Annotated in this window: 14 protein-coding genes; 9 read left to right on the top strand and 5 right to left on the bottom strand. The window is 49.8% G+C overall.

The genetic code is table 11. The features are described 5' to 3' along the window. Positions 1-292: 292 nt before the first annotated feature. The 3 genes from OK409_RS19095 (at position 293) to OK409_RS19080 (ending at position 5,396) form a co-directional block, all read left to right on the top strand. Positions 293-3,778: a KAP family NTPase gene (locus OK409_RS19095; RefSeq protein WP_264367324.1), complete on the top strand. Its 3,486-nt coding sequence runs from the start codon at positions 293-295 to the stop codon at positions 3,776-3,778. Between the two features lie 781 nt (positions 3,779-4,559). Next, positions 4,560-4,946 carry a hypothetical protein gene (locus tag OK409_RS19085; protein WP_264367323.1) on the top strand — a complete coding sequence of 129 codons (387 nt, stop codon included), beginning with the start codon at positions 4,560-4,562 and terminating at the stop codon, positions 4,944-4,946. A gap of 198 nt (positions 4,947-5,144) precedes the next feature. Then, positions 5,145-5,396, top strand: a complete 252-nt coding sequence (locus OK409_RS19080) for a hypothetical protein (RefSeq protein ID WP_010670662.1) — start codon at positions 5,145-5,147, stop codon at positions 5,394-5,396. Positions 5,397-5,688: 292 nt separating this feature from the next. On the opposite strand, the gene OK409_RS19075 is transcribed toward OK409_RS19080, so the two are convergent. After that, positions 5,689-6,936, bottom strand: coding sequence for a sensor domain-containing diguanylate cyclase (locus OK409_RS19075; protein ID WP_264367322.1), 1,248 nt, complete (start codon positions 6,934-6,936; stop codon positions 5,689-5,691). 433 nt (positions 6,937-7,369) lie between these two features. Further along, complete coding sequence (locus tag OK409_RS19070) at positions 7,370-7,753, bottom strand: nuclear transport factor 2 family protein (protein WP_033786812.1); 384 nt, start codon at positions 7,751-7,753, stop codon at positions 7,370-7,372. A gap of 233 nt (positions 7,754-7,986) precedes the next feature. Between OK409_RS19070 and OK409_RS19065 the strand changes: the two genes are divergently transcribed. The 5 genes from OK409_RS19065 to OK409_RS19045 all read left to right on the top strand — a co-directional run bounded on the left by OK409_RS19065 (position 7,987) and on the right by OK409_RS19045 (position 12,405). After that, on the top strand, positions 7,987-8,628 hold the full coding sequence (locus tag OK409_RS19065) for a TetR/AcrR family transcriptional regulator (RefSeq protein WP_052271245.1): 642 nt from the start codon (positions 7,987-7,989) through the stop codon (positions 8,626-8,628). A gap of 60 nt (positions 8,629-8,688) precedes the next feature. Beyond that, positions 8,689-9,270, top strand: a complete 582-nt coding sequence (locus tag OK409_RS19060) for a TetR/AcrR family transcriptional regulator (RefSeq protein ID WP_031292506.1) — start codon at positions 8,689-8,691, stop codon at positions 9,268-9,270. Positions 9,271-9,323: 53 nt separating this feature from the next. Continuing rightward, positions 9,324-10,427: an alkene reductase gene (locus OK409_RS19055; protein WP_264367321.1), complete on the top strand. Its 1,104-nt coding sequence runs from the start codon at positions 9,324-9,326 to the stop codon at positions 10,425-10,427. Positions 10,428-10,481: 54 nt separating this feature from the next. Beyond that, entirely contained in the window at positions 10,482-11,225 is a 744-nt protein-coding gene (locus tag OK409_RS19050; RefSeq protein WP_061703361.1) for an SDR family oxidoreductase, read from the top strand. Between the two features lie 406 nt (positions 11,226-11,631). Then, a complete protein-coding gene (locus tag OK409_RS19045) occupies positions 11,632-12,405 on the top strand; it encodes a hypothetical protein (RefSeq protein ID WP_061703360.1) in 774 nt (257 codons plus the stop codon). Positions 12,406-12,508: 103 nt separating this feature from the next. Here OK409_RS19045 and OK409_RS19040 read toward each other — a convergent pair whose 3' ends face one another. Together OK409_RS19040 and OK409_RS19035 are read right to left on the bottom strand one after the other, a co-directional pair. Continuing rightward, positions 12,509-12,835, bottom strand: a complete 327-nt coding sequence (locus OK409_RS19040; protein ID WP_010670656.1) for a hypothetical protein — start codon at positions 12,833-12,835, stop codon at positions 12,509-12,511. A gap of 184 nt (positions 12,836-13,019) precedes the next feature. After that, entirely contained in the window at positions 13,020-14,090 is a 1,071-nt protein-coding gene (locus OK409_RS19035; RefSeq protein ID WP_010259142.1) for a LacI family DNA-binding transcriptional regulator, read from the bottom strand. Positions 14,091-14,355: 265 nt separating this feature from the next. Here OK409_RS19035 and OK409_RS19030 point away from each other — a divergent pair, with 265 nt between their 5' ends. Further along, positions 14,356-15,618 carry a maltoporin gene (locus OK409_RS19030; RefSeq protein WP_022624645.1) on the top strand — a complete coding sequence of 421 codons (1,263 nt, stop codon included), beginning with the start codon at positions 14,356-14,358 and terminating at the stop codon, positions 15,616-15,618. Between the two features lie 83 nt (positions 15,619-15,701). On the opposite strand, the gene OK409_RS19025 is transcribed toward OK409_RS19030, so the two are convergent. Further along, complete coding sequence (locus tag OK409_RS19025; protein ID WP_010259145.1) at positions 15,702-16,025, bottom strand: glucose PTS transporter subunit EIIB; 324 nt, start codon at positions 16,023-16,025, stop codon at positions 15,702-15,704. Between the last annotated feature and the right edge of the window lie 302 nt (positions 16,026-16,327).

Here is a 16,327-nt window from a genome sequence, read left to right as displayed (position 1 = left end):
CAGTCCGCTTTGTGCCAGGAGCGGACCTTCCAATGCCTCCGGCCTTTTGATTGCAACCCCTTCTTGGCGTGCCTCCTTCACACGTCCACGCGATTAATCAGTACAGATCCGAGTTTACCCTTTTCGGATCTGCGGGATTTAACAATAAGGAATTGCTGCTATTGCTTCAAAAGGCACTAGGAATATTCTTATCATCAGCATTATGATGAAAACGTGAGCGATTCTGATGAATGCACATTTTCACTGACCTTAGGTCATCCCCCAGCAACAATGTGAAGCACAAGGAGAGCACGTGGCACTTAAACTTCAGCAGGAAATGCCCGCAGACAGCGACCTTTTCAAAGGTGGCAGCCACCAGAATGTGGCAGACAGGATGGCAGAGGTAATTAAAGAACAGGATATTAATATTCTGGGTCTGGAAGGTGAGCTTGGATCCGGAAAATCGACCATCATTCATTTTTTAAAAAAATCTCTGTCTGCTGAATACACTTTTATAGACTTTGATGCAGAGATTTATCATTACGGTAATACAAAAAAAGCACTCATCGAAGTCATTCACGATGGGCTGAGTGAAAGTAAAGGGGCAAATAAGGACAACCTCGATAAACTCAAAAACACAGCTCTGGGAAACATCGTAAAGTATGATAAACGAGTAAGCAGTAGACTGAGTTGGTGGACCGTAAGCTTCATTCTTTTATGCCTACTTTCAGTGCAGATGGTCAGATATCTTATCCTAGACATCAATGCTAATGTCAAAACCCCGGGCACAATTTCAGGTTTGATAATTTCTCTAGAAATAGTTGCGGCGCTTTCACCAAGTCTACTTTTATTATGGCTTTTAGTAAGCCCGAAGTTAAATTTAAAAAGTTGGTGGACCGCAAGCTTCATTCTTTTATGCCTGTTTTCTGTGCAGGCGGTCAGCTATCTTATTTTAGATATCAGTGCAAATGCCAAAACTTCAGGCACAATCTCAGGTTGGATAATTGCCCTAGAGCTAGTTGCGGCGCTGTCCTCGGCCCTGCTTTTAGTATGGATTTTAATGAGCAAAAAACTTAATAAAAAACCTTGGGGTAATTCAGAGGACGTCACCACCGTGGGCGATCTCTTCAAGCAAAACAGTACCGACAGTATTACTGAAAAGTGGCTGATAAGCCGGGAAATAGGGACTATTGAATTAACGAATGCGCTCGCAGGCTTTACCAGTAGCTCATCTGTTTCTGCTGACGCGAAGTTTATCCTCATTATTGACAACCTCGACCGCATTAACGCCGACAAGGTTAAAGAGCTCTGGAGTGATATGGAGCTTATTGCGGGAACAACGCACCGGCAGTTCCGTATTATTGTGCCTTATTCCGCTCGTCATGTTGCAAAATCTCTTCTGCTAGAGGGCCATACCGGCCGGGAATTTATCTCCAAACGCATCCCCGTTACCTTTACCGTGCCACCTCTGATCACTGCCGGATGGCAGGACACGTTCCGTGAAATGTGGAAAGAAACCGTGAATGAGCGGAATGATTTCTCCTGCGCGGAGACCATGCAGATATTGGAACGCTGGCGTACTGTTGAGTATCCTCGGATGACGCCGAGACTGCTAAAAAAACTGGTAAATGACGTCCACATACTCCTGATGACAGTGCCTGCGGAAGCTCCGGAGGAATATGTTTTACTTGCACTTTATGTGGTTTTCGTACGCTACAATGAATCAGACGTAATGGCGCTACTGAGATTCGCTGAAAATGACGCTATCAACGTGCAGCCCGATGAGTATGAAGATAAGTTGCAAGCAACAAAAGCCCAGTTAAACCGTCTTTTCATGAATGATACGAATCGATGGAGTGAATATCTGATGAGCATTCATTTCCAGGCATCGGTGGAGCTTGCGCGTACAGAGTTATTTGATCTGCCACTTACCGAAGCGATTAATAGCCGGGATGCTGTGGCATTGGAGAAACTGATAGGTATGTATGGATTCTCTCATGCATGGCAGCGCTGTGCCGGGCGCTTTAATATGTACGACTGGATGGAAACTGTCATAAAACTTTCCGACGATACATTAATTAAAATCAAAGAAGAGCTAAGCGGTGCTATTGCTAGGCTCAACGCATTATATGCATTATCTGAGCGGGAAGATTTTCGTGAATCCTTCACCGAAAGCCTCAAATATTTAGAAGAAAAAGATTACCTTGGTACTGAAGATTTCATGGTCCGGCAGAAAAATTATCTCGTCGCAGAACTTAATAAATTACAGAAAATGCCGGAAAGAGATGTGGTTTACGTCAGGGAGCTTCTTAAGGAGGCGGACCTTTATTCTGCAATATTTAAAAAAAACCTGCTGGACCTGACAGAGAATGAAGTTAGCGGTAAACTTTACTCCATGTACCTGCTGAATGAAAAACAAAATCTGCCCAATCTCTGTGTCAGTACACTTTCACTTACAGATGAAGAGCAGGAAGACATGCTTCGCCACTTACTGCAGACTGAGGCGCACGGAATTTTCAACCCTGACATCATCCGCTTTTTTGAGCTGTCAAGCAGGGCAGTAGAAAATATAGTTAAAAACGAAAATGAGAACTTACCTGAAAATATAGTTAGCAAGCTGGGATTGCTCCGAAACTCCGGCAGCAATGAGGATATAGATGATTTTCGCTATGTTATTTTCAACCCTGAGTGGTATGACAGTCAAATAACTCCCATTTTAAAAAAACAGAGTGCCATCAGGGAAAATTATCCTGAAGAATATGCTGCTCACATGGTCGCACATCTGGTGGCAGTAAAAAACCACTCTGAAATACCGAACTACGCTGAAGGTTATGAAAATGATGTAAATTACATTGAATATCTATCTTACTATTTCCGCTACGCTCAGAGTTTTAGTATCGTACTGGATGCGCTGAAAGACACTCAGTCTTCAGCGTATGTAAAAGAAGCCATAAAAATTTTATTCATTGAAAATCATCTAGGTTATATTAATACAGCCGATTACGTTAATACTTATTACCCATTGCTCAAGTCTGAAATGAGTGACGTAGATTACATGAGTCCAATTGTCGATCGCGAGCTTGGTTTGCTCAGAGGCATAAATGAAAAAAATATAGCAAAAATAAGCCAAGAATTTCTGGAAGATATTTTCTCCGGAAATGAGCTCAAAAGATTCAAAGAGAAACTTCACACAATCAGTCAGGACATTATTTCAAGTAAGGAGCAGCTCTATAGTGCCTTTAAAGCTATAGAAAGCAACAGAAGCCTCGTTCTACAAAGGATGGCATCAGCAGGAAAGTACGTAAACATGACCGCAGGTATCAGCCTCTTCGCGGACTGGTATCGGAATCTTGATGGTGTAGAGCTGAAAACCACTAATAATGTAAGGTTGATATGGTCATGTCTTAATGAAGTGCACCGGTCTGAAATACTTAAAGAACTCCACGATGTTCTTATGGAAGTGGATACGCTTAAAGAAAACAGGCTCAAAGTCATTCATGATTTTCATGATGTTATTAACTTTGCAGAACCGGAAGGGAAAGCTTCACGAAGGGCACTAGCAGCGCTGTTCAGTCTTGCTTCCAGTGATGAGGTATTGCGTTCGTGGCTTAATGCACAGCAATTTACTTTCAGCGCCTGGCCAAGGGCTGAAGCCGAGACAGTGAGTCAGGTAATTAACGAAAATCAGGAGGATTTTCCAGATATTATCAGACGTTCTCCATTCATCAAAAACCGTCTTCCCGTACTGGCGCTGGAACAGGATGATGCAAATGCGGGACATAATAAGAATGGGGCTTGAAAGTAACTTTCGCATCTGGGGCATTTCGGCAGCCCCTTGAAGAAGATGCTGGAGAACTGAAGTGGCGGTCATCAATGTGAAAATTGAGCTGCACAGTGAAGGTCTGTGGAATGGCAGGATTTATACGTCTGTAATCGAATGCACTGGCCTAACGGCGCCACTTTACACAGGCCTTACTTTCAATGTCATCTGGCGCCTGAATGCCGCTAAGGCGGCATTCAGGGAGTTACTGCGCATTACTCGCTTTTTGTACGCTTCTAGAAACGAGAAATCAGCAGGCTGAATGTCCGCTCTTCGCTCAAAGCAGCCAGTCGATGCGCTAACATCACGTTTTCAATCAGTCACCGTTTACTGCGCTGGCGAACGTGTGCGGAACTTCCGCGATGTCTGTTCCTCTGGGCTTCCTTTCTTCCCATAATCTGCCGATTGGCATGCAGTTCTGTGCAGGGTTTAATCAGGAGCATTTATTGCTGGCACTGGCGGGTCAGCCTGAAAGCGCTTATCCGTGGCAGACAAGAAAACCAGCGGGGAGAGGCGACCGGCTCATAAAGTCACCTGGAAAACTTTAGCTCACTGCTCACGGTTGACATGACTCTCCGTAACAGGCATACCACTTTGTCAGTTTTGCCGTTAGTGAACAGGTGAACAACCGGGAACTTCCGCTATCGAACGATCTGATATTGTGAGTATCTGCGCTCGTCGTCAGAAGCGGAATAATATCGATATCGGTGGTTTAGACTGTTGAAGTAACAACTCAGGTCTGAAAGATCAGGAGATTAATATGCAATCAGTTCGCCTCATGGGTGACGGATACGAACCTCATGTGACACAGGAGGAAGGTAAACTGACCTACTCATTGCCTGTCGATTCTGCTTTTATCAGCTATGAATTTGCCTTTGAGATCAGCCGGCACGATCTGGATATTCTGCTTTCCGATGATTACAGACGTGCCGTGCTCGAAATTACTGCGCATACCTTGCTCCAGCGTTCGACGCTAAAAGTCTATGACCGCTTTACCCAGAAAGACTTCGATAAACTGGTCACAAATACCCTTCACTCCACACCCGATTTCCTGCAAACATTCATTTCTCAGATAAGCCATGAACATCACATTGTTATTGAGCATTACGTGAAAGAAATCATTGACCGGCGTTCTGCCTCACAATGAATACAATGAGTACTAAAGAACACATTTAAACTTTTTGAAGTGAAAGCGACTGTCCCTTCAGGTGGGATATCAAGTGCAAAACAGTGTCCTGCGATAGCTCTACACCTGAACATTCAGATAAAAGGGAGGTTTTACAGAATGAGTTGTGAGTTCTGTCAGGATCTATGTGTTAAATTCGTTATACGGGAACCTCGTCAGTTGAGCCTTGCAATACGTATTGCACATAACGCAGTTAAAGAAGAGATCATTTCCGAAGTTTCAACCATCAATAACTGGAATCAGTACACCTTTTCTGAATGTGCTGAACAGATGATTTGGGGCGATATCGTTGATTACCATTTTGCATGTAATCATTGCGGAACCTCGTTCGTGCTGGGAGCTGAAACCTATCATGGCAGTGGGGGTTACTGGTCTCCCGAAAGTGAAAAACCAACAGAAATAATAAACTGACGCAATGAATTGCCGTACGCGGAGTTCCGCGAAGTCACTCAGGCCAGTTCATCACAGACGTTTGAATGAATTCAGTAGCCTGTCTCGCACATAGATGTTGGTCATCAGCAACAGACTTCTTTTTGAGCCTGAAACAGAAAATCTTTCTGCTGTGGCGCGCGGTTTCAGAATATTAGGCGGGTTAATCAGGCGTTCAGGAAATGTATCCTTGCGGGAACAGGCGGCAAAGCGTTAAACGTAAGATCCATTACCTTCAAATCCGGAAGGTTATACCAGCAATCATATGCATCGACTAAGGCTCTTCTGACTCAAAAAACTGATACGACCCATCACGTCGGGCTTTGGCCTGGTACATCGCTTTATCCGCGTTTTCGAATAATATTTTGGCCGATGCCGTCCCAAAGCGGGCAAGGCTGATACCGATAGCCGCGCCAATGCGCACATCCATATTATCAATGGCGAATGGCGCGTGCAGACTTTCAATAATACGCAGGGCAATGGCAGCGGCTGTATCGCGATTTCTGCACTTTGCCGCCACAACAAATTCATCTCCGCCCAGTCGCGCCAGTGAGTCGCCCGGACGCATACAGCGTTGCAGCCGTTCACTGACCTGCTGCAGCAAGGCATCCCCTGTCGCGTGGCCCATCAAATCGTTCACCGCCTTAAAGCCATTAAGATCGATAAACATCACCGTCGTGTAGGCCTCATCATCCACCTTCGCCAGCATGCGCCCAACCTGGTCGTTGATCCAGGTACGATTATGCAGCCCGGTCAGCGTATCCAGCGTTGCCAGCTTCTCCAGATTGCGCATCCTATCTTTGTCTCGCGTAATGTCGCGCGACACCAGAACTGCACCGATATTTTTGCCGGTAGAGGGATTGATGACGCCACAGGCTTTGGTGCCCAGAATGATGTAGTGGCCGTCACGATGTAGCTTGCGCACCTCAACGACGTCCGGCAGTACTCCTCCGCTGAAGATGCAGGCGAGTGCTTCAGAAGCGGGGCCGCGGTCATCGGGATGCAGGAAATCCACCACCAGCTGACCGACAACTTCTTCGGCTGTCCAGCCAATCATTTCGCTATAAGAGGGCGAGATTGAAACGTACCGGCCATCCGCGTCGCAATGGGCAATCAGATCGGTGCTGTTTTCAATTAACAGACGATATTCTGCCGCCGTGCGCAGCGCATCTTCCAGCGCTTTACGCTGTCCGGTCACATCCAGAATGAAGCCGTTATACTGCAGACGGGACGTACCAGGCTGGCGATCCGGCAGGCCAGATACAATAACCCGACGCGTCTTGCCATCCAGACAGTTGATCGGCACTTCAATATGAAAAGGCGTCAGGAAATCAAGCGCTGCGGTCAGTTGCAGCGCGATCTTTGCATCGTCGTCGGCCTGTGCCAGTCTCAGCCATGAACTCAGCGTCACACCCTTTAGTTCAGGCATCAGACCAGCAGGGCTTTCCTGACTGGCGACGCAGATACCCTGGGCATCTGTAGACCAGACAGCGGTAAAAGAGGGTTTGATCATTGTGTTCATGGCGGCCGACTCCAACGTAGCTGACGATATTAAACAGGCTCAATACTCGTCGCTACAGACCTGATTATAACCGTTAATGTCCGCCTGTAGCTGAAGGAGGATCCGGAGACAGGTTCACCATTGCGAGAATACCCGCCATTGACGGCGGCTGACGCTGCGCTTGTCCGTCTGCAGCTGCTGAGGTGCCGCCCTGCCCGCACAAAAGTGAGCGAACCCGGGATTCAGTGTCAGAAGTATGAGCCAGTGTTTATCGGCCGAACGGCCCAGAATCTTTAATGATGCCACCTCTGCCAAAAGCGCTGGGGTATGATTATGTTGATTAATAGCAACCGGATAATCAGGCGTAAAATCACCTTACTGTTTTAGTCGTCACAATCCATTTTTGCAGCCCGCAGCAAACGCAGGCTGCAACGGTCAGCTGACCAGACTGCGATCAGTCTGCCGTATGTGTGTGATAGATCTTGCTGACCACGGTCCAGCGATCGTTCACTTTCAGCAGGTTAAAAAAATCAGTGAAACGGAAACCAGAAATGTCGTCAGTGTCGATGCGGGCACTGGCGGCAGTCCCAACAATATCTACGCGCACGATAGCCGCTTTTGCTTCGGGTGAAGGACGGAATGCGGTGTCGATGGTGTCAAACAATCCCTGAATTGGACCGCCGCTGAGGTTGCCGTCACTGTCGAGACCAAAAATGGTCGCCCTGTCGCTGAAAGCGGGCTTCATGAGCTCACTTTTCGCCTGCTTACCTCCTTCGTTATACTGATTCAGCACTGCCACGATGGCGTTATAGTCCTGCACATAGGTCGTGTTATTCATCTGTTTTCTCTCCGTTCTGATTAATAAGGTATCCCTTCAGACACCCCGCTTTTGGGTGATATTTTCTGACACAGACATGTACCGACTCAGCGCGACAGCAGCCTGCCGGGGGAGCGCAGGCGGGATAAAGGTCGTGCCACTGTGTCGATTTAATTCTGTAGTGAGCACTACGTAATAGTATTATTGTATAGTGATTACTATGTAATGTGTCAAGAGAATGATTGAGGCCGTCTATGAAAATACCTGACCAGCCTGCTGCCACTGAAAAGCCGAAAGGCCGGCCACGAAGCTTTGACCGTGATAAAGCGTTGCTGAAGGCGCTGGATCTGTTCTGGCGCAAAGGTTTTGAGCCAGCATCGGTTGCCGAACTTTGCACCGCCATGGAAATCAACCCACCCAGCCTCTATTCCGCCTTTGGCAACAAAGCAAAACTTTTTCTGGAGGCCGTGAACTACTACGAAACGAAGTACTGGAAAGCCAGCTGGCTGCGGCTTGAGGAGAGGCAGGATATTGGTGAAGCGATTGACGGTTTCTTTAGCGAAGCAGCCGATATTCTGCTCTCCCCTTCAGCGCCCTGCGGCTGCATGGTGGTGCTGGCAGCCATCAATGTTTCAGCAGAATCGACGGATGTTGTCAGGGCGGTTAGCGTTCTCAGACAGGAAGGGAAAGATCTGTTTGAAAAAAGGCTGGTCAGAGCGGTTCAGGAGAAGCAACTGCCCGCAGATACCAACACCGTCGCGCTGGCTACCGTTCTGAATACGCTGCTGGAAGGCATGTCGATAGAGGCGAAAGACGGTGCGACGCTTCAGAGCCTGAAATTGATCGGCCAGCACGCCACCCGACTGCTTCACCCGCTCACAATCAGAAACAGATAGCATGAAACAGGTTAAAAGTTACTAGACGACCGGTCAGTTTTTCACTAGAGTGTGCACATTATGAAAAGAAACGTGACAGATATGCGGCAGCACATCATTGATGTGGCCAGGGCGATCATTACTCATAAGGGCTACAGCGCCGTCGGGATTTCCGAGATTGTAAAAGCGGCGGATATCCCAAAAGGCTCGTTCTATTACTACTTTCCGTCGAAGGAAGCGTTTGCAGAGGCGCTGCTGGAGCACTACTTCAGCCACTATTTGCTGGAAGTTGAGCATCAGCTAGGCGGAACAGGAACGGGGAGAGAGCGACTGCTGCGCTATTTTACCTTCTGGAAAACGACCCAGGGCGCAGACCTGCCTGAAAGTAAATGTCTCGTGGTCAAGCTGGGGGCGGAAGTCTGCGACCAGTACGATAACATGCGGCATGTGCTGGCAACGGGCACCCATGAAATTGTGCTCAAAATTGCTGCCTGCCTCCGACTCGGTCAGGAAGATGGCTCCCTGCCCGCCGTAACGGATGCCACTGAACTGGCAGAAGAACTCTATCAGCTCTGGCTGGGGGCTTCCCTGATGGCGAAAATCCACGATCCTGACAAAGCGTTCAGTCAGGCAATGAACGCAACAACACGGCTACTCGGGTAGCCGGTTTTTTTTATCCAATTACTAGACGACCGGTCAACTATTAAGAGGTTTATATGACTGACAACAGTATCCGTACCGATTTATTTTCACCTGTTTCGATGGGCAGCCTTCAGCTGTCAAACCGCATTGTCATGGCACCGGTCACGCGTAGCCGTTACGGTGAAGAGGGTGTGCCTGATGAACTCCATGCTACCTACTATGCACAGCGTGCCGGGGCTGGCCTGATTATTTCTGAAGCCACCAACATCTCTCCGCAGGGACGCGGCTATGCCGCTACGCCGGGGATATGGAGCGAAGAGCAGGTGGCTGGATGGAAAAAAGTCACTGATGCGGTTCACGCTAAAGGCGGCAAAATCGTCTGCCAGTTATGGCACGTGGGCCGTTTTTCAAGCGTGGAACTGCAGCCTGAGGGCCAGCGTCCGGTTGCACCTTCTGCTATTAAAGCTGATGGACAGACTTACACCGTAAACGGTTTTGTGCCGGTATCGACGCCGCGGGCGCTGGAAACAGAAGAAATCCCCGGCATTATTGAGCAATATAAACGTGCAGCTGAAAATGCCCTGCGTGCCGGTTTTGACGGCGTTGAGGTGCACTCCGCCAACAGTTACCTGCTCGATCAGTTCCTGCGTGATTCCACCAATCACCGTACTGACGCCTACGGTGGCTCTATTGAAAACCGCGCCCGCCTGACGCTGGAAGTGACAGAAGCCATCATCAACATCTGGGGCAATGACAAAGTCGGTATCCGCCTCTCTCCGGTCACGCCTGATGCCGGTAACACCCCGCCAGACAGCAATGTTATGGCGATGTACGGCTACCTCATTCAGCAACTTAACCGGTTCAACCTGGCTTATCTGCACTTCGTTGAAGGCGCGACGGCCACCTCTCGTGATGTGCCTGCCGATGTGGACATGGACGCGCTGAGCGCACAGTTCAACGGTCCGTTTATTGGCAATAACAACTATGACCTTGAGATGGCCATCAGCCGCCGCAACGCCGGAATTATTGATGCGGTTGCCTTTGGACGCCTGTTCATCTCCAACCCGGATCTGGTTAAGCGTCTGCGTTACGGTGCCGCGCTGACCATCGCGCCGAAAGAAGCCTATTACGGCGGTGGTGCAGAGGGTTATACCGACTGGCCGGAAGCCAGCTACTGATAACGGTTTATGGCGGGTGACTACCCGCCCCTTTCACCAGAAGGAGATTTAAAAATGAATTACCTGCAACAGAAAACAGCCATTATTACAGGTGCATCCTCCGGGATTGGTGCGGCTACCTCGCTTGAACTTGCTCGTCATGGCGTGAATATTGTGGCGGCAGCACTGGACCAGAACGGCCTTGATACGCTGGTACGCCAGATTGAAGCTGAAGGGGGACGCGCTGTCGGCCTGGTAACCGATGTTACGCGTCTGGAAGATACCCAGGCGCTGGTGAAGTTCGCCAGTGACACCTTCGGCTCGACAGACATACTGATTAACAATGCGGGCCTGATGCTTTTCTCAAGCTGGAGTGACGTTGCATGGGAAGAGTGGAACAAAATGGTCGACGTCAATATCAAAGGCTATCTGAACGCCATTGCCTCTGTGTTACCCGTTATGCTGAAGAAAAATGAGGGACAGATCCTGAATATGGCATCGGTTGCAGGTCATCAGGTTGATGCGGGTGCAGGGGTTTACAGTGCAACAAAATTCTTCGTCCATGCCATGACAGAATCGATGCGCAAAGACTTAGGGGTTAATAACGGGATACGCGTCAATACCATCAGCCCTGGCGTTATCAATACCGGCTGGGCCGATAAAGTCGGCGATCCTCAGGGCCGTAAAGTGGCTCAGGAACTCAATAAATTAGCCATCAGCCCACAGGATGTGGCTAATGCGGTGGTGTATGCACTTAATCAGCCGCAGAACGTTACCGTCAACGACCTGATCGTTTCTCCCACCAGACAAAACTGGTGATATCCGGATAAGAGCGTCGGGGTTGCTATGCCATCCACCCTGCCCCGATGCTGATTATCAGGGCAATACTGCCCCGGCATGGCTCGCACGCCCTGATGCTACTTTTTCTGCAATTTTTACCTGATTAAGCCGCCGGGCTATCACTCGTTGCATCGCCTGAAAATTAAGAAGAAAACAGAGTAACTCAGAATTAATTCTTATAGGTTAACAGGGGAAACAGCCCAAACACTGCACTCCGAAAGGGCAAATATTACATTAAATCATAGGGTAAATGCCGGTTTAGCGAGTGACAAGCTGTGATCAAAATTCCTGTCATAGTTTTCTTTAGCTTAACCTTTTCTTAAGATTAATCTTATAACATCGTCTCTGTATTAGCCCATGTTGGGCTGTTCCGGAGTATCACCCTATGCAAAATAACAACACAGCTTCTCACGCTCTCAGTAAAGTTCCGGCCGTTACCGCGGCTTTCTGGTTAACCAAAATCGCTGCGACTACCCTGGGTGAAACCGGCGGCGATGCGGTGACCATGTCGATGAATTTCGGTTACCTGACCGGGACATTGATTTTCGCCATCATCTTTCTGGTCGCGGTGGTGGTGCAGATAAATCGCCACAGTTTCAACAAATGGATTTACTGGTTCACCGTGGTGGCCACAACCACCGTTGGCACGACGATGGCAGACTTTGCCGATCGCTCACTGGGCATAGGATATTTAGGGGGCACCGTGCTGCTGAGCACCCTGCTTATCCTCTCGCTTTTCCTGTGGAAAATCACCTGTGGTACGGTTGCGGTCAGTTCAGTGAGCAACGGCGTCACAGAGAGTTTTTACTGGGTCACTATTATGTTTTCACAAACCCTGGGCACGGCCTTAGGTGACTGGACGGCAGACACTGAAGGGCTGGGCTACGATGGCGGGATCCTGCTGTTTGTTGGCGCGCTGGCAATCATCTGGGCGGCCAGTCGCTTCACATCACTTTCGCGTACGGGGCTCTTCTGGGCGGCCTTTATCCTGACCCGACCACTGGGTGCCGTGGTCGGCGACTTTCTGGACAAACCCCTTGCCTCAGGCGGACTCGCGCTAAGCCGCTACGGTGCCTCACTGACGCTGGCGCTAATCATCATCGCTCTCCTGGTGATACTGCCCCAGCGTCCGGCAATGAAGACCGCCACGGCGAGTTAAAAGACGTTACTGGCAGATTTACAGATAACGCATCGACTTAAACGTAATCAGGGCCGCCAGCGATGGCGGCTTTTTTTTATTATCTGATGCGTAACAGGCTACATCAGACAGAGCGCTCAAAGGAGACGATTTGACCATCGGGTGCAGCAGCGAGTACCGGCAGACTCTCTGCAGGCTCCTGCATTTTCACCCGAAACGCCGTGTTGCTGGCATCAAGGAAAACGGTTCTCAGATGACGGTTACAGATGAACCATATTTCATCGCGGTCATTTGAAAGAATGTAGTAAGCATCTGATGTTTCAGAGGGGTTAAAACAGCCCAGCGCGCGATAAGCCGTCTGCGGGGTAAAACCGCTGGAAAGCGGCAGTGGCCTGGGGCCATGCGCTAACTCTTCAATCCTGAGGTAAAGCCCCTGTTCAAGCCACAACATAATGTCACTCCCTGAGAGTAGAGAAACCGGGCTGAACGTGTCGGCTGCATTACCGCGAAGCAGAATGCCCGTTCACTGACCGATTTAGTGATCGGATAATTTTCCGACGTGCAGAATCGTTATCCTGATCTGAGCATAGCAGCGGCGCGTTCTTATGCTTTTTTTATCTGCTTACGGTGTTCTGCTACTCAAGACGACTGGCGAGCAGCCGCAGCTGCTCAGCAATCTGCTTCAGATCCCGCTGCTGCTGACCGGCGATACCCGTCGAGCTGCGTACCACCAGTTTTGCCGGAAGGATAGAAGAGGAACGCTGCTCATCCTGCTCACTGGCTAACAACAGACGCGCGACCGCCTCTTTGCCCTGTAAATCAAGATCGAGCGACACCGTGGTCAGCGCCGGATGGAAGAAGGCACTTTCATAGGTGTCATCGTAGCCAATCACCGAAATCTGCCCCGGCACCGCTACCCCGCGCTGATGCAGCGCGCTCAGCACACCCAGTGCCATCTGATCATTTCCCACCAGCAGCGCGCTGAACTCCGGCGCTTCACGCAGCAGTTGCAGCACGCCGTTGTAACCACTTTGCGCATCCCAGTTACCGTGGCTGACGCTGACCGGCTTCAGACGATAGCTCTCCAGCGTATCCAGCCAGCTCTTTAACCGCAGATTGGCAGAAACGGACTCCTCTGGCCCGGCCAGCAGAGCAAATTCCCGATGCCCCTGCTCATAGAGATATTTGACACTGGCACGGGTGCCGTCAGCCGGGTTAAACGAAACGTTAAACACCGCGCTGTAGGGATCAACATCAAGAAACAGGCACAGGATATCGTCGTTCTCCTGCACGATCTGCTCCGCATCACTGCTCTCCAGCGGAACGTTGATAATCACCTTATCCACGCGCTGCGACTTCAGCTCATTGATACAGTTCTGCAGACTTTGATTGACGTTCTCATCAATCATGGCGATCAGCACCTGATAGTCAGCGGCATTGGCATATCGTTTAACCGCAGCGGCCACCTGCGAAGGAGCATGCAACGCCAGCGATGTGGTCACCAGACCCAGCGTTGTGCTCTGCTTACCCACCAGCTGTTGCGCCAGTCTGTTTGGCACGTAGCGCAGGGTTTCAATAGAGTGCTCCACCTTGCGCCGCGTTGATTCTGAGACGTTTGCCGACTTATTCAAAACCCGCGAAACCGTCTGATAAGAGACGCCAGCATGGCGGGCGACATCCTCTAAGGTGGCATTTTTTGATTTCATAATTCGCATCCCTGATTACCGATGGCGGAATGGTATCACAGCAGCCGAATAAGCCAGGTTACCGCAGTCACATTGCGTAAATAAAAAGTAAAAGTCATACCTTCACATCACGAGATTTGGTGATCTGATTCACTAATCGTTACAAATACCGCCACTTTATTTGCACTGCATCACACATTATCGCGATTTTGTTTGTCACTCATCTGACAAAAAGCGTTAACTGCCGCTGTCATGTGAACGTATTACAAATAAAATTGAGGATAACATGGAAACAAGGTTACGTACTGCTGCTGTGGCGCTTGCTGCGGCCCTGACCTCCCCGACGCTCTATGCTGCTATCGACAACATTGATTTCCATGGCTATCTGCGTGGTGGCGTTGGCGTATCGCAGGATGGCGGTATTGAAGAGTATCAAAAGAACAAGATTGGCCGTCTCGGCAATGAAGCCGACACCTACGGCGAGGTTGAGCTGGGCAGCGAAGTCTACAAAAAGGATGACGTCAGTTTTTACGTCGACACCATGGTCAGCATGTTCTCCGACGGTTCTAACGATAACGAAACCACCTTCGGTGACGATGCGCAGTTTGGTTTGCGTCAGCTTAATCTGCAGATCAAAGGGCTGGTGCCGGGTGACAAGAATGCGGTGATCTGGGGCGGTAAACGTTACTACCAGCGTCACGATTTGCACATCATTGATACCAAATACTGGAATATCTCCGGCTCCGGTGCGGGTATCGAAAATTACACTCTGGGCCCGGGCGCGATCTCCTTTGCCTGGATCCGTGGCGATGCCAATGACGTCGATTACCGGGTGGATGGCGATAACGACGTCAACATTAACTACCTCGATCTTCGGTATGCTGGCTGGAAACCGTGGAGCGGCGCCTGGACCGAGTTTGGTATTGATTACGCCATGCCGAACACCACCAAAAAGCAGGAAGAGTATGGTGGCCTGTATGATGCGGAAAACGGCGTTATGCTCACCAGTGAAATCAGTCAGGATATGTGGGGCGGCTATCAGAAACTGGTGTTCCAGTACGCTAACAAAGGCCTGGCACAAAATATGATTTCACAGGGCGGTGGCTGGTATGACATGTGGAACGATACCCGCGATGCCACCGGATACCGCGTAATCAATACCGGCCTGCTGCCGATCACCGACAAGTTCTCCCTGAATCAGGTCTTTACCTGGGGTTCAGCGGATGACGTCACCGCGCAGACCAGCAAAAGCACCCTGCTGTCGCTGGTGGGTCGTGGTCAGTATCAGTTCACGCAGTATGTCCGCGGCATCGGCGAAGTGGGTAGTTTCTGGCAGAAAGATGAGAACAAAGTGGGCAGTGACTACAAACAGGCGGGTCAGAAATATACGCTGGCGCTGGGTCTCGCAGCCGGTCCCGAATTTATGTCACGCCCGGAACTGCGTCTGTTTGCCTCTTACCTGAATGACTCAGAAGACGGACACAGTTTCCAGGACAACACCAGTAACAACACCTGGAACTTCGGCGTACAGGTCGAAGCCTGGTGGTAACCAAGCAGTCTCCTCATTGTGATCATTGTTAAGCTCTTATGCAGGGGCTTATTTGGATAACCGGCGACGGTTATCCATTTTTTTTACTCCGGCTGAAGCGGCTTAAAGAATCGGGCTTCCAGCAACTGACGCAGCTGGTCGGATTGCGTACCAAAGATGGCATGAACTTCCTGCCCCAGAATCACCACGCCAATCGCCCCCGCCTTCTGTAATCCTGCCGTATCTACCGCCCTCAGCGATGTCACTTTCACCCGCAGCCGGGTTAAACAGGCGTCCACCTGCTGAATATTTTCACGCCCGCCAAAGCACTCTACAAGACGCTCCAGCAGCGCACTGTCAATCTCAACCTCTTCCGCCGTCAGCGGCTGCCGACTGAAATATTGCTTAAACGATTTCAGACTCACCATGTTGTTCTCCTCCAGATAATAAAAAGGCGGGCTGCTGCCCGCCACTCACGACTGATAAACGAAAACGAGGGGGAATGGCTTCAGGGCACTCACAGAAAATACACTCTTCCTGCCCTCAAACCCTATTCCTCCGCCACAAAGTCCGCAATTAAAGCCACGCAGAACTTCCCACACACAACTCCCATGTTCAAAGCGATGAGGGCATATGCCCCTGAGCCAGTGCTCAGACTGCCAGCAACTTCCACCTGACCTGCTCCATGCAATCAGTTCCAGGCACTGACCCATTCGACAGGCCACTCCCA

This window comes from Pantoea sp. RG18, assembly GCF_025910075.1.
Taxonomy (GTDB): Bacteria; Pseudomonadota; Gammaproteobacteria; order Enterobacterales; family Enterobacteriaceae; genus Pantoea; species Pantoea agglomerans.
Note: the sequence above shows the minus strand (reverse complement) of the source record. Positions and strands in the feature narration are given on the sequence as shown.